The organism is Serpentinicella alkaliphila, from assembly GCF_018141405.1.
Lineage (GTDB): Bacteria > Bacillota > Clostridia > Peptostreptococcales > Natronincolaceae > Serpentinicella > Serpentinicella alkaliphila.
In genome coordinates this window covers 535,870-549,701 of record NZ_CP058648.1, presented here as the reverse complement: position 1 = coordinate 549,701, position 13,832 = coordinate 535,870, and the positions used below count along the sequence as shown (strand labels likewise).

The window sequence follows — 13,832 nt, the reverse complement described above, 5'->3', positions numbered from 1 at the left end:
AGAGGTGCACTGATGGATAAGCGCGAAAGAATGAAGGAATTAGTTGAAAAGCTAAATAAGTATAATTATTCCTACTATGTCATGGATAATCCAGTTATTAGTGATAGTGAATATGATAAATTATATGATGAACTTGTGGTTTTAGAGAATGAAACTGGTACTGTATTAAAAAACTCTCCAACCCTTAGGGTAGGGGGAGAAATACTAAAAAGTTTTACTCAGCATACTCATTTGATGTCATTATGGAGTTTAGATAAGGCAAAAACCTATGAAGATTTAACGACATGGGATAACAGGGTGAAAAAGCTATTAGGCAGTTCTTTTGATATTGAGTATGTTGTAGAATACAAATTTGATGGATTAACTATTAACTTGACTTATGAAGAGGGGGAGTTAGTTCAAGGGGCTACTAGAGGAAATGGAGCAGTTGGTGAATCAATTTTAGAACAGGTTAAGACCATTAAAACAATACCATTACTGATAAATCATAAAGGCCGGATTGAGGTTCAAGGTGAAGGTATTATGAAATTGTCAGTTCTGGAAAACTACAACCAAACTGCAGATGAACCCTTAAAAAATGCAAGAAATGCTGCTGCCGGGGCGTTAAGAAATTTAAATCCAAAGGTTACAGCAAAAAGAAATCTAAGCGCCTATTGCTATAATGTTGGATTCTATGAAGAAATCGAGTTTAAAACTCATATGGAAATGATAGAGTTTTTAAAAGATAATAGTTTTCCAGTAAACAATTATATAAAGCTATGTAAAAATATTGAAGAAGTAATAGAAGAGGTTGATGCACTAAAGGAAACGGTTAAGGATTTAGACTATTTAACGGACGGGTTAGTTATTAAAGTAAATGATATAGAATTAAGAAAGCAGCTTGGATATACACAAAAGTTTCCAAGATGGGCTATAGCATTTAAGTTTGAGGCTCAAGAAGTGACTACTGAACTTAAGAATGTAATCTGGCAGGTTGGTAGAACCGGTAAGATTACTCCATCTGCTGAGCTTGACCCTGTTGATATTGGGGGTGTTACGGTTTCAAGGGCTACACTTAATAATTGGGATGACATACAACGTAAAAAAGTGAAAATAGGGTGCAATGTATGGCTAAGAAGATCGAACGATGTAATACCTGAAATTATGGGAATCGTTGACGACTGTAATGAGGGTATAGAAATAGAAAAACCTACATTCTGTCCTGCCTGTGGAAGTGAAGTAATTGATAAGGGACCTAATGTTTTTTGTCCGAATACATTATCCTGTAAACCACAGCTAGTGTCTTCAATTGTACATTATTCTAGTAGAGATGCTATGGATATTGAAGGGTTTAGTGAGAAAACAGCAGAGCAATTATATGAAGAGTTGGGAATGAAAGATATTTCTGATTTATATGAATTAACTTTTGATGATTTGATTAAATTAGACAGATTTGGTGAAAAGAAAGCACAGAACTTACTTCATGCTATCGAGAAAAGTAAGGACTGTAAATTAGATGCCTTTGTTTATGCTCTTGGAATACCTAATGTTGGTAGAAAAACTGCATCGGATTTGGCCAATAATTTTCAAACACTTGATAATATAAGTAAGGCTACTTACGAGGAATTAATAGGTATTCCTGATATTGGTGGGATTGTAGCTCAAAGTATTATAGAGTTCTTTAAAGACAATAAAGTTCAGGATATAATCAATAAGCTTTTATATAAAGGTGTTAAGCCTATATTTAATAAAAAGATGGAAACTAATAATTTATTATCAGGTAAAACCGTAGTAGTTACTGGTACTTTAACTCAATATTCGAGGAAAGAAATTAAGGAGTTATTAGAAGGCCTTGGGGCAAATGTATCAGGAAGTGTGAGTAAAAAGACTGATTATGTTATTGCAGGAGAAGATGCAGGTTCCAAGCTCGACAAAGCTAATGAAATTCTAAATTCTGGTGTGGAGACTGAGTTAAAGATTTTGACTGAGGAAGAGTTTATAAATATGATTAAGTAGAAAAAAATTATTGAAATACAGCAAAAATAGTCTAACTATATATGCTGTATTTTAAGAGAGTGTATTTAAATACAGAGGAATGTTAATGTTCAAACACAATAAGGAACGTCTAAGAGAAGTAAGAGTTGAAAGACCCAACCCTCATATGCAGCACTATTACGATAGCAAACTGAGAGCTAAAGGCGGCATTACAATACTTGTCTCAAAGCTTTAGAACTAAAAACCAGGGATTAAAGATTTATTTATGGATATTGGAGCGAAATGGTAGCTCAAACAATTAATCTATTAAATGGACATGATTTGAATGTTGAAGGTGTCGCATCAGGAGAAATTGAAAATCATGTTCTAAGTCGTCTGGCACAAATGCTGGTGAATGCATCAGGTGCTCCATTCACAGCAAACTATATAAATGTGACAGGGGATTTAGTTGCAGACCTGTTATCAATATTGCAGCTGAGCAAAGAGCAAAGGTAGTATATGAGTATTTATATAGACAAATTGATGATAGATATGTTAAGGAAACGATAGACTTCCTACTAAATAGAGAAGAAGCACATAATGCTTTATTTAGAGAAGCACTAAATAAAATTGAAGATACTGGTTTGAATAGGGACTTTGGAGTAACTGCGTATTCAAAACTATATTTTGATCTATCTTCTCCAGGTAAACACTTTAATGCACCAAATCCGAACCCACCAAGCTTTAATAATCCTAATAAATCTAATTAATACTGAATGTACAAAGTAATAAGCCATGCTATAGTATGGTTTATTATTTTTTTTTACTAAAAATGTTAATAATAAATAGGATTTAATAAGGTGACAAGGAGGAAAAAAATGAAGAAAATAAAATATGTAGTTTTAGGACTGTCTCTCTCTCTGTTTCTACTACTTACAGCAATGGAATTAGTTACATTCAATACAAATCACTTTATGAAACAATATGAAAGAAACAATATTTTTGAAACAGTGGTAATTGACGAATCAAATTTAGAGTATATAACTTTACAAATAATATCTTATTTAAGTAATGACTTAGACAGTTTAAAAATAGAAGCCCTATGGAATAACGAAATTAGGGAAGTTTTTTCCGAAAGAGAGTTAGAACATATGAAAGACGTTAAAAATTTATTTGTATTAGGGAGAAGAGTAAAACTTCTTTCCTTAAGTATACTTATCTTTGGGATCACATTTATATTAAGATATGATAGTCTATGGAGTAAAAATATAAGTAAAACCTTATTATGCACAAGTATATGTAATTATGGATTAATGTTAGGGCTTTATATATGCATTAAAAGTGATTTTACAAAATACTTTGATAAATTCCATTACGTGTTTTTTAGTAATGATTTATGGATGCTAGACCCAAACACAGAGATTTTGGTACAAATTCTACCTGAACCATTTTTCTATAATACTGCAATAAAAATAGCCCTCATGTTTTTTATACCATTAACAATCCTAGGGCTATGTTCAACATATTATTTATTTACTAGAAAAGTTTTTGAGTAAGGCTAAAAATTTTCTTTCATGCTCGGCCTCGATCTTTGCAATTTCTCTGAAAAACTTCGCGATATCTTCCAATCCCTCCTGTAGGGCTACACGCTCATATTCCTCATACATAGTATTGGCTTCATAGTTTTCACTTTGTGCTGAGATTTTTAAATTAGTCTCAGTATTATTTTTTTCATTCAGAAATTGAAATATTAGCCTAGCATGCTCTTGCTCTTGCTTTGAATTCTCCATAAAAACCTTAGCAACATCTTCTCGTCCTTCTCTTTTTGCCATTTCAGCGAAATAGGCATATTTATTTTGTGCCTGACTTTCACCGGCGAAGGCAAGCCAAAGATTTTTTTCAGTTTGAGTCCCCCTAAGCATAATTTAATTCCCCCATTTATATATATGTATATATATATTATAGAGAATATATACTGTTTTTTCTATATAAATATAAACATTTTTAAATTTTTACATACTATTTTCCGTGTTTTTGGCATAGAATATATTGATTTTTAAAGTTAATTGTGATAAAATTCTAGTATAAAATGATAATTATTTTCAATTAAGGGGTGATTTTATGCTACTATATAAATTAAAAACAAATAGTAAATGTATAATTGAGAAATTACCAATGGGTGGATTATTAACTTCTCTTGGCGTAAGGGAAGGAATTGTAGTTTCAGTAAAATCCAAACAACCATTAGGTGGGCCAATTGTTATTGACCTAGGCTTAAGAGATATTGCTATTGCAAAGGATGTTGCAGAGCACATTCAGGTTAAGGAGGTTTATTAGTTGAGTTGTCATTCAGATGAAGTAAAGGTACATAATGAAAAGGGAGAATTAAACGTATTATTAATGGGTAATCCTAACGTTGGAAAAAGTGTAATTTTTTCTAAATTGACTGGTAAAGAAGTTTTATCATCAAATTACGTTGGGACTACAGTAACTTTTATGTCAGGTAAAATAAGTCACAACGGTAAGCCTGGTCAAATTATAGATGTACCAGGCACCTACTCTTTAGAGGCTACTTCACCTGCAGAGGAAGTAGCCATTAAGTTTTTAGAGGAATATGATGCGGATGTAATAATTTGCGTGTTAGATGCAACAAATTTAGAGAGAAACCTTAACTTTGCTTTGCAGTTAAAGACTTATGGGATTCGGACAATATATTCTTTAAACTTAATTGATGTTGCTGAAAGAAAAGGGGTTTATATTGATATAGAAAAGCTCGAAAAAGAATTAGGAGCCCCGGTTATTCCAACTGTGGCAATTCGAAATGTAGGGTTGAACGAACTCTTATCAAAGGCTTGGGAAGTTTCAAACTCAGAAAATGAAGTAGAAGTTGAAATTGTTTTAGATCCAGATGAAAGATGGAAAAAAGTTGGAAGAATAATTCAAAAAGTTCAAAACGTTGAGCATAGACATCCAACTGCGATTGAAAAATTGGGAGACCTATGTCTAAAGCCTTTCCCTGGCATACCAATAGCTATATTGGTTTTAATAACTGCACTTGCAGTTGTGGTAGGTGGTGGTAAAGGACTACGTACTTTAATTTTTCTTCCGATTGTAAATAATGTAATAGCTCCTTTTTTCACTTCTATAGTTTCTAGATTTGTTACTGAAGGTATAGTTTTTAATGTTTTAGTTGGAGAATATGGAGTTTTAATTAAAGGATTTGAGTGGCCCTTTGGATTAATTCTACCGTATGTATTTTTATTCTATATTGTCCTTTCATTCCTTGAGGATAGCGGATATCTTCCAAGATTAGGGGTTTTAGTGGACGGTGTTCTTACTAGATTAGGAATACATGGGGGCAATATTGTTCCATTTATTATGGGATATGGATGTGCGGTACCAGCAATTTTAGGAACTAGAGCGTCTACTAGTAAAAAGGAAAGACTTATTGTAGCATCATTAGTTTCATTAGCAGTTCCTTGTGTAGCACAAACTGGTGCTTTTATATCTTTACTTGGAGATCATTCTGTATGGGCATTAATATTTGTATATATGATTTCTTTCGTAGCTATGGTTGCTGCAGGTTTAATTTTAAACAAGCTTATACCAGGGAAATCAGATCCGATGTTATTAGAAATACCTAACTTATTATTACCGGATAGACATTCGTTACTAAAGAAGATTTGGATTAGAACCAAGCATTTTATGACTGAAGCAGAGCTGCCTATGTTATTTGGTATTCTATTTGCGGCTTTTGTTGCGGAAACAGGTGTTTTAAATAAATTAAGTGTATATATTGCTCCGATAACTACTGGGTGGTTAGGCCTTCCAAAAGAGGCTACTGTAGGACTTTTACTTGGGGTTATTAGAAGAGAGTTAGCAGTTTTACCACTTTTAGAGTTAAACCTTACAACCCTGCAGCTAGTAGTTGGATCTACAGTAGCATTATTCTATATTCCATGTTTATCAGTTCTTGCTGTGCTATTTAAAGAATTTGGAGTTAAAATAGCAGTAATTATAGGAATAACAACTGTAGTAGGGGCATTTTTAATTGGTGGCTTAATTAATCATGTGGGAAGTTTATTAAGTATAATAGTTTAAAGTAACGAAGGTGTGATAAAAATGGATTTAGTATCGGTATTTACTAAAAAATTAGAAATATTATCGTCTTTTTTTCCTGGACTAATTGGTTTCTATAAATGGTACTATGAAAAAATTGTAGATGAAGAAATTAGTCTTGGATGTATTTCGGAAAATGACAGGGTTCTAGTTATAGGTGGGGGGCCATTCCCTTGTACAGCAATAGAGATTGCCAGAAAAACAAAAGCTAAAATCCATATAGTGGATAAGGACCCTGTGGCTGTAAATTCTGCTTGTAATTTAATTAAAAAATTAAATTTAGAAAAGCAAATATGTATTACATGTACTCAAGGTCAAGAGGTGGATACAGAAGACTATTCGGTTATCCATGTTGCTCAACAAGTATACCCTAAGGAAGCAGTTTTAGTTAATTTGTTAAAAAAGACTAAGATAGGAACTAGGATACTTTTAAGAAGTAGGGCTCGCGGATTAGATAGCTTTTATAATAGAAATTGTAATTTGTGCTTAGCAACAGACTGCAAAGAGATAAAACAAGGAAAATATTCAGAGAAGAGAACTTTCCTTATTACTAAATTAGGAAGAGGAAATGAAGATGAAGTCAAGATTAAAAAGGATAATACTATCTCTGATAGGGCTCATAATGATATTAGGGATATTAAGGCTTGCTGATTTTTCTGAATTAAAGATTCATTTAAAGAATTTTGGAATAGTAAACTTAGCTATAGTTTGTTTTTTACAAGTAATAACTATGGTACTAATAAATATTCAGTGGTTTACTATCTCTAAAGAAATAGGTCAGAAAATGCCTATAGGTAAGCTAATACATATTAACACTATCTCAACCTTTGTAGAGAGTATAACCCCTTCTGTAAAGGCTGGTGGAGAGGCTGTTAAAGTATACTTATTAAAATCAGATTTAGGATTCACTACTGCTAATGCCATTGCTTTAGTAACTATACAAAAAATAGTTAGTTTCTTTGCATTTTTAGTACTAAGCTTTATATCGATTTTACTAACAATAAATAAAATATACTATAACGAGTATTTTAACTATATTATTGTTGTGTTTGTTATATTGCTTTCAATTTTTGCTATGGTGTTGTTCACAGTAATTTTTAGTAACAGTACATTAAGAATAATTAAAAGGCTATCTATTAAGGATAGCATAAAGTTTAAAATAGAAAAGGGTATTAATCAGTTTAATATTACATTTAACTTGTTTACGAAAAATAAAAAAGGTTTATTTTTTCAAATATTTTTCTCTATAGTAATTTGGTCATTTTATGCTATAAAAAGTACTATCATCGCAAATATGCTTGATTTACAATTAAGTGTAATTACTATATCTGCTTTTACTTTTTTATCATATATGGCTGGTATGATTCCATTACTTCCCGGGGGACTAGGGGCATTTGAGGGAAGCATGGTATTTTTGTTGAGTATAATGCAGGTTCCGATGGTAGAAGGAATTGCATTTACTGTTATTTTAAGGTTTGTAACTTTTTGGTTTGTGTGTATTGTAAGCATTACGTATTTAGCAATATACTATTTGATTAATATTATTGATAGAAAAGAGTTTAAAAAGTGGTTATATAAAACCACATAATAAACTAATGAATGAAAAATACTATTGCTTGAGAGGTTTCCTCTCAGGCTTATTTTTTTCTTTATAATAGGCACAAATATTATTAGTAGAATTAGTAACGGAAGTAACATGAGTTAACGTACATTGTCCTTCATTTTCATACAAACATGATTGAGTACAATGAATGGCTATCATAAAGTCCGCCTCCTTCTTTTATATCAATATTATGTTTAAACAAAGCCTTAACAATACTATGTAAATATTTCATTTAGAGAGGAGATTATATGTTTTTCGATGATTACACAAAAACAGGTTATATATATCACATAGCGCCAATAAATGATTTAAATAAAATATTAAATGATGGAATAAGATATGATGATAAAGTATCATATATGGAAAAATATATTGATTTCCATAGGTTTATTGACGAGCGTAGACCAGATTATATACCAGAGTGGGTAGAAAGAAAGAAGGCTATATTTGCTTCAATGAATTATAGAGATAATCCGGGATTTCATTCTCATACGGTAGTTTTAGCCATAAAAGTTAATCCTGAGAGATGTTGGGTGGCAAATGAAAGCCGGGCAAACCAAATATATGAACCATTTGTTCTCAAAGATATTAGAGGTTTTGAGTCCGTAAAAGAGTACTTAAACAAAAAAGGGACTGACTTAATAAAGGAATATTGGGCTTCATCCTTAAGTTTTACGGATAATTTAAAGGAAAGAAAGGATCTAATTGATGGTTATGATGGAGAAGTGCTAATTTTTCATCCTATTCCACCGGAGGATATTAAACTGCTATTTATTGTTTCGGATCATAGAGTATTAACATTAGAACAATGGACAACAATTTTCGCTAGATAGATTATAATTATGGTATAATACGATTATATAAATTGGGGGGAAGTAAAGGGATGAAAGCAGGAAAACTACAAGCTCAGCAGTTAAAAGATATCGTATTTAAAAATATTAAGCATCAAAGACCTGAGGTTTTAATGAGAGGTAATATTGGAGAAGACTGTGCAGTAATTGATTTCGATAAATACGCCTGTGTTGTAAGTATGGACCCAATAACTGGTGCATCCAACAATGTAGGGAGTTTAAGTATACATATATCTTGTAATGACGTGGCATCAAATGGTGTAGCCCCATTGGCTATACTTTTAACTATATTAGCACCACCGGGTACAACTGAAAAAGAAATAGCTGATATTATAAAAGACGCAAATCAAACTGCAGCCTCTTTAAATGTTGAAATAGTTGGGGGCCATACGGAAATTACTGATGCTGTGAATAAAATTGTTGTAACCACAACCGCAATTGGAAGGCAGTTAAAAGAAGAAATGGTATTTACTAAAGGTGCACAAATTGGTGATGCAGTGCTTATGACAAAGCATGCAGGTATTGAGGGTACTTCCATATTAGCCCACGATTTAGAGGATAGATTAATAAAGCTAGTAAGTGAGGAAGTTATCAATAGAGGAAAAGCTTTTTCATCGGAAATTAGTGTGGTTAAAGAAGGGGTCCTTGCAGGTAAACTCGGAGTATCAAGTATGCATGATGTTACAGAAGGTGGAGTGCTAGGTGCATTATGGGAGTTAGCAGAGGCATCAGGACTGGGCATAGAAGTATACGAAGATAAGATACCAATAAGACTGGAAACTATAGAAATATGTAGGGCCTTATCTATTGACCCTTTGAAGTTAATTTCTAGTGGTGTAATGCTAATGACTATTTCTCAGGAGAAGAAAGAAGACCTAATAAAAGTTTTTCATAATTATGATATAAATATAAGGGAAGTTGGCAAAATACTGGAATCTGAAAGGATAGTAATTTCTAATAATATGTCGAAAAAGTTTGAATCAAACACTGAGGATGAATTATATAAAGTAATATGACAACGATATTACATCTTCTTAACAATTCTCTACATTCGTTGACATAAAACTCCACTTAAGTTATAAATAAGTTATAGAAGTAGTAGTTCATTTGTTATATACTCTAAATTAGCACTATTAAAGGATATCTAATATTACTACTAAATTAACTATTTTACTAGGGGGAGGCAACATGAAAAAAATTATTGCACTAATACTGACTATAAGCTTTTTATTTGCAAGTATAGTTACTTCTTTTTCAAATACTACAAATACGAAGTTTGCAGACAATAAGGACATCGCGGATTATGCTAAAAATGCTGTAAATTGGGCTGTAAATAACAATATAATAGCTGGCTATGAAAATAATACTTTCCGCCCTAGAGTAGAAATGCAGGAGGCCCACTGGACTATTATATTAACAAGATATGTTAGTTTAGGACAAGTTCCAGTAGCAAAGGGGAATGAACATTGGGCAGATCCAGCCTACAGAGTAGCACAGGACTTATTATTGCCATTTAAAGGGTTAAATAGTGCTAATGTAAGAAGTAATGCTATTAATCGTGGAGATGTAGCAAGAACAATAGCTGCAGCTTTTGGATTTAACTTAAACTTAGAGCAAGCTGTGGAGTTTATGTATGATAACGAGTTTTCGGCAGGAACAAATCCAAATCTAAGAAACTATAGTACATATGGAGTAAATAGTAGCTTAACACGTCAAGATGCGGTTGTATTTATACAAAGGATTAATAATCTTGTTGCCCAAAGAGGTGGAGTAAATTACCGAGGAACTTTTTATCCTATCCAAATAGGAAATGTTCCTGGGATTAAAAATGGCGGTAGTACATTTACTACACAACCTGATTTCACTAGATTTGCAATTAAAAGTGCAAATGAGACAATAAGTGATGTAGTAGTGCTTGTAAGAGATAATAAACCTGAAATTAGGTTAAAAACTACAAATGCATTAACTCATAAAGTGACAAATCTACCTTCAACTGATAAATCAGTAACACCAGATAGATTAGTATTCGATTTTGATAATGCTAAATTTGACATAACTAATAAAAGCAAGTTGCTTTCAAATAATACTATGGCAATAGATATAAATAATGAAATTGTAAGAAGGGTTCGGGCTTCTCAATTTGAAGTTAACCCATTTAAAACTAGAATTGTATTAGAAGTAAATACATTTGCTAATTACAGAGTTTTTTATGATGAAGTAAATAAAGAAATGGTAATCAGCTTTAATTTAACCGATGCTCCTCCGATAAATAGGGGACAAGATAGAACATATGGGACTTTAAATTCGATTAATTTAAATTATGTTCAAAATAGAGAGGTATTATCTATTGATGGATTAAGTATTGATGATATAAATGTGACTACTTTGGAATTTCCGAAGAGATTAGTTATTGATATTAAGAATACTGAAGTAGCAACCTCACTACTTAATTCTAATACAATGAATTTTAATGGTAGAGTCGCAAAAGTAGTGAGAGTATCACAATTCCAACCGGAACAGAACTATGCTAATACAGATAAGGTAGCTAGAGTGGTAATAGATTTAAGTGAAAATGTGGATACAAAAGACTTTACTTTTGAAATCAGTAAAAATAGTCTTGCAATTTATTTAGAAAAAGCAAACCAAGCAGTTATTTATAGGGAAACTGGTACAAGTAATTCGACATTAACTTTAAATGCAAACCAAACAACTAATTACACAACTAATTATGATCAGTTTTCAAATATTTTATCTATTTTCGTACCTAAAAATGACATTAATCTAGCTCCTACACTAACATCAATTAATGACTCGTATATTCAGCATATCAATATAGCAGACTTAAGTGATCAATTTAGAGTAGAGATTAAGCTAAAAAACAGAATAGAGCATATAATTTTATCTCCATTAAACACAAAAGAATTTACAATTCAATTTAATAGAAGTGCCACAAAGTATAGTGATATACTTATAGTAATTGACCCTGGTCATGGGGGAACACAACCAGGGGCTGTGTCACCTAACTTAAGATTATTTGAGAGCCATATAGTTTTAGACGTTTCACATAGACTAAATAATATGTTACTGAACGCAGGTTTCCAAACATATATGACTCGTGTTGGGGATACAACAGTTGGGCTACAAGAAAGAGCTGATATTGCAAATATGTTAAATGCAGATTTATTTGTAAGTGTACATGCCAATGCCTTTACAAGACCAGATGTAAATGGTATAGAAACCCACTATTATCCTAGTGAAAAGAATCCAATGGATTTTAGAGATAATAAATCATTAGCACAAATATTCCAAAATGAGATGTTAAAGTCACTCATAGGAAATAATAGAGGTATTTTTGCTAGAGAGAATATTGTTGTACTAAGAGAGACAAAGATGCCTGCTGTATTATGCGAGCTTGGATACTTAACAAATCCAATAGAAGAGGCAAGATTAGCAACAGACGATTATAGACAAAAATCTGCGGAAGCTATGTTTAATGCCATAATTAAATACTTTGAATAACAATAAATGCAAAGACCATAATTAATTATGGTCTTTGACTTTTATAATTTCTACATATTTTGTAAAATATAATTGTACGTAAACAAATTAAGCCGAAAGGGTGTTTTAATGGATTTATTATTTGGATATTTATTTATATTTTTTGCAAGAGTAACTGATGTAAGTATGGCAACAGTTAGAATGCTTATGGTTGTCAAAGGAAAAAGGATACAAGCTGCCTGTATTGGTTTTGTCGAAGTAACTATATATATTTTAGCCATAGGAAGGGTTTTAAGTGGCTTGGATAATCCTATTAATATATTTGTTTATGCCCTAGGCTTTGCCTCAGGTAATTTCTTGGGAGTTTTTGTAGAAGACAAATTAGCTCTAGGAAATAATATTATTCAAATTATTACACATCATAGCGCACAGCCAATTGTTGATAGATTTAGAGAAGAAGGTTTTGGTGTAACAGTAATGGAAGGCTATGGAAGGGATGGAATACACCATTTAATATACATAACAATTAAAAGAAAAGATGTTCGCAGAATATATGCAATTTTAGACGAGTTCGATAGTAAAGCATTTATCACAATAACAGATGCTAGGTCGATTCGTGGAGGATATTTTAATCCAGCTAAAAGAAAGTAGACATATTATGAATAGCCCCTATACATCATTAATATAATTATATAAATAGATGTATAAGGGGGGATATTAAACGTGCGACGTAAACCAATAATGCTAATATGTGTTATATTATTAATAACCATGCTAATTTCAGCCTGTGGAGATCCTATTGCTAAATTAACTGGAAAGCCAGCCGATGCAGGGGTGTTTACAGATAAAGAGCTATTAGAAGAAGAGGAAGCAGGATTAAGGAGTACGGTGCTTTACTATAGAGATAATAAGGGATTATTAGTACCTGTGATGAGAAGAATTCCTTGGGAAGAAGGTATTGCTAAGTCAGCAATAAACCAACTAATAGATAGTCCAGCCATAAGAGATTATTTATCATCCTTTGGACTATTGCCCGTATTACCTGCTAGTACAAATATACTTGGTATGTCTATAAATGAGGGTTTATGTAAAGTAGACTTTAATAAAGGGATTTTAGACTATTCCAATGAGTCAGATGAAAAGAGCATAGTAAGTTCTTTAGTATATACTCTCACGGAATTTGAGTCTATCGATCGTGTTCAAATTTTAGTAAATGGACAATTAGTAGATAAATTAAAATATGGAACTAAAATTAAGAATCCTCTAGAAAGAGAAAAAATTAATCTTAGCTATGAATTATCAAAAGAACATATACCTGTAATTGTATATTATAAAGGGACAGTAAATGGTGAAAATTCATTTTATGTACCCGTTACTAAAGGAATAGCTGTAATCAAAGCTGATGTTAAATCTGTGCTAAATGCTTTATTAGAAGGGGCTCCAGAGGGTAGTGGCTTATTTAGTGAGATACCAGCAGGAACTAATATAAATGATATATATGTAAAAGATGGTATCGCCTATGTGGATTTCTCGGAAGAGATTAAAAGGGTGCCTCAAAACAGCGAGACACAACAATCAATTGTGTACGAAGTAGGTCTAACTCTTAAGGAAATAGAGCCGTCTATAAGTCAAGTAAGGTTACTATCTGGAGGGCGTGAAATAGAGTTAGATAAAAGTGTAAGTCTAAATATACCTAGATATTCAAATAGCCATTAAAATTTGGATAGGAGTAAATCTCCTATCCTTTATTAATTAGTACAAATTTTTTGTCTGCAGTAATCACTTTTTTGTATTTTTTACTTATGTTT

15 protein-coding genes and 1 pseudogene are annotated in these 13,832 nt (G+C 32.0%); 14 read left to right on the top strand and 2 right to left on the bottom strand.

Translation table 11 applies throughout. The features are described 5' to 3' along the window. Positions 1 to 12 precede the first annotated feature (12 nt). The 5 genes and pseudogenes from ligA to HZR23_RS02825 all read left to right on the top strand — a co-directional run bounded on the left by ligA (position 13) and on the right by HZR23_RS02825 (position 3,509). A complete protein-coding gene (ligA, locus tag HZR23_RS02835; RefSeq protein WP_132848013.1) occupies positions 13 to 1,995 on the top strand; it encodes an NAD-dependent DNA ligase LigA in 1,983 nt (660 codons plus the stop codon). Positions 1,996 to 2,080: 85 nt separating this feature from the next. Next, positions 2,081 to 2,209 carry a hypothetical protein gene (locus HZR23_RS18185; RefSeq protein WP_330571397.1) on the top strand — a complete coding sequence of 43 codons (129 nt, stop codon included), beginning with the start codon at positions 2,081 to 2,083 and terminating at the stop codon, positions 2,207 to 2,209. A gap of 47 nt (positions 2,210 to 2,256) precedes the next feature. Next, positions 2,257 to 2,537, top strand: a pseudogene (locus HZR23_RS18180) (manganese catalase family protein); the annotation flags it as partial. 60 nt (positions 2,538 to 2,597) lie between these two features. After that, positions 2,598 to 2,723, top strand: coding sequence for a hypothetical protein (locus tag HZR23_RS18175; protein ID WP_330571399.1), 126 nt, complete (start codon positions 2,598 to 2,600; stop codon positions 2,721 to 2,723). 108 nt (positions 2,724 to 2,831) lie between these two features. Beyond that, positions 2,832 to 3,509: a TIGR01906 family membrane protein gene (locus HZR23_RS02825; RefSeq protein WP_132848014.1), complete on the top strand. Its 678-nt coding sequence runs from the start codon at positions 2,832 to 2,834 to the stop codon at positions 3,507 to 3,509. Here the strand turns inward: HZR23_RS02825 and HZR23_RS02820 are convergent. Further along, on the bottom strand, positions 3,483 to 3,875 hold the full coding sequence (locus HZR23_RS02820) for a rubrerythrin family protein (protein ID WP_243098181.1): 393 nt from the start codon (positions 3,873 to 3,875) through the stop codon (positions 3,483 to 3,485). The genes HZR23_RS02825 and HZR23_RS02820 overlap by 27 nt on opposite strands. Positions 3,876 to 4,074: 199 nt before the next feature. On the opposite strand from HZR23_RS02820, the gene HZR23_RS02815 reads away from it, so the two are divergent. The 4 genes from HZR23_RS02815 to HZR23_RS02800 are packed head-to-tail and all read left to right on the top strand — an operon-like array spanning position 4,075 to position 7,660. Continuing rightward, entirely contained in the window at positions 4,075 to 4,290 is a 216-nt protein-coding gene (locus tag HZR23_RS02815; protein WP_132848016.1) for a FeoA family protein, read from the top strand. After that, positions 4,291 to 6,054 carry a ferrous iron transporter B gene (locus tag HZR23_RS02810; protein ID WP_132848017.1) on the top strand — a complete coding sequence of 588 codons (1,764 nt, stop codon included), beginning with the start codon at positions 4,291 to 4,293 and terminating at the stop codon, positions 6,052 to 6,054. It begins immediately after the preceding gene. Between the two features lie 21 nt (positions 6,055 to 6,075). Further along, positions 6,076 to 6,723 carry a nicotianamine synthase family protein gene (locus tag HZR23_RS02805; RefSeq protein ID WP_132848018.1) on the top strand — a complete coding sequence of 216 codons (648 nt, stop codon included), beginning with the start codon at positions 6,076 to 6,078 and terminating at the stop codon, positions 6,721 to 6,723. Continuing rightward, positions 6,647 to 7,660, top strand: coding sequence for a lysylphosphatidylglycerol synthase transmembrane domain-containing protein (locus HZR23_RS02800; protein WP_165913644.1), 1,014 nt, complete (start codon positions 6,647 to 6,649; stop codon positions 7,658 to 7,660). Before HZR23_RS02805 ends, HZR23_RS02800 begins: the two co-directional genes overlap by 77 nt. Before the next feature lie 21 nt (positions 7,661 to 7,681). Here HZR23_RS02800 and HZR23_RS02795 read toward each other — a convergent pair whose 3' ends face one another. After that, on the bottom strand, positions 7,682 to 7,834 hold the full coding sequence (locus tag HZR23_RS02795; RefSeq protein ID WP_165913645.1) for a hypothetical protein: 153 nt from the start codon (positions 7,832 to 7,834) through the stop codon (positions 7,682 to 7,684). Between the two features lie 89 nt (positions 7,835 to 7,923). Here HZR23_RS02795 and HZR23_RS02790 point away from each other — a divergent pair, with 89 nt between their 5' ends. From HZR23_RS02790 to HZR23_RS02770, 5 genes are all read left to right on the top strand, one after another. Further along, positions 7,924 to 8,508, top strand: coding sequence for a hypothetical protein (locus HZR23_RS02790; protein ID WP_132848020.1), 585 nt, complete (start codon positions 7,924 to 7,926; stop codon positions 8,506 to 8,508). A 50-nt stretch (positions 8,509 to 8,558) separates the two neighbouring features. After that, positions 8,559 to 9,542 carry an AIR synthase family protein gene (locus HZR23_RS02785; protein ID WP_132848021.1) on the top strand — a complete coding sequence of 328 codons (984 nt, stop codon included), beginning with the start codon at positions 8,559 to 8,561 and terminating at the stop codon, positions 9,540 to 9,542. Between the two features lie 172 nt (positions 9,543 to 9,714). Then, complete coding sequence (locus HZR23_RS02780; protein WP_132848022.1) at positions 9,715 to 12,045, top strand: N-acetylmuramoyl-L-alanine amidase; 2,331 nt, start codon at positions 9,715 to 9,717, stop codon at positions 12,043 to 12,045. Positions 12,046 to 12,153: 108 nt separating this feature from the next. Then, positions 12,154 to 12,675 carry a DUF2179 domain-containing protein gene (locus HZR23_RS02775; protein ID WP_132848023.1) on the top strand — a complete coding sequence of 174 codons (522 nt, stop codon included), beginning with the start codon at positions 12,154 to 12,156 and terminating at the stop codon, positions 12,673 to 12,675. Positions 12,676 to 12,747: 72 nt separating this feature from the next. After that, a complete protein-coding gene (locus tag HZR23_RS02770; protein WP_243098182.1) occupies positions 12,748 to 13,740 on the top strand; it encodes a GerMN domain-containing protein in 993 nt (330 codons plus the stop codon). Positions 13,741 to 13,832 lie beyond the last annotated feature (92 nt).

Bases quoted from the DNA above. Each gene is read 5' to 3' on its own strand.
- HZR23_RS02820 (WP_243098181.1), bottom strand. From the start codon at position 3,875: ATGCTTAGGGGGACTCAAACTGAAAAAAATCTTTGGCTTGCCTTCGCC.
- HZR23_RS02815 (WP_132848016.1), top strand. From the start codon at position 4,075: ATGCTACTATATAAATTAAAAACAAATAGTAAATGTATAATTGAGAAA.
- HZR23_RS02790 (WP_132848020.1), top strand. From the start codon at position 7,924: ATGTTTTTCGATGATTACACAAAAACAGGTTATATATATCACATAGCG.
- HZR23_RS02795 (WP_165913645.1), bottom strand. From the start codon at position 7,834: ATGATAGCCATTCATTGTACTCAATCATGTTTGTATGAAAATGAAGGA.
- ligA (WP_132848013.1), top strand. From the start codon at position 13: ATGGATAAGCGCGAAAGAATGAAGGAATTAGTTGAAAAGCTAAATAAG.
- HZR23_RS02775 (WP_132848023.1), top strand. From the start codon at position 12,154: ATGGATTTATTATTTGGATATTTATTTATATTTTTTGCAAGAGTAACT.
- HZR23_RS02785 (WP_132848021.1), top strand. From the start codon at position 8,559: ATGAAAGCAGGAAAACTACAAGCTCAGCAGTTAAAAGATATCGTATTT.
- HZR23_RS02800 (WP_165913644.1), top strand. From the start codon at position 6,647: ATGAAGTCAAGATTAAAAAGGATAATACTATCTCTGATAGGGCTCATA.
- HZR23_RS02780 (WP_132848022.1), top strand. From the start codon at position 9,715: ATGAAAAAAATTATTGCACTAATACTGACTATAAGCTTTTTATTTGCA.
- HZR23_RS02805 (WP_132848018.1), top strand. From the start codon at position 6,076: ATGGATTTAGTATCGGTATTTACTAAAAAATTAGAAATATTATCGTCT.
- HZR23_RS02825 (WP_132848014.1), top strand. From the start codon at position 2,832: ATGAAGAAAATAAAATATGTAGTTTTAGGACTGTCTCTCTCTCTGTTT.
- HZR23_RS18185 (WP_330571397.1), top strand. From the start codon at position 2,081: ATGTTCAAACACAATAAGGAACGTCTAAGAGAAGTAAGAGTTGAAAGA.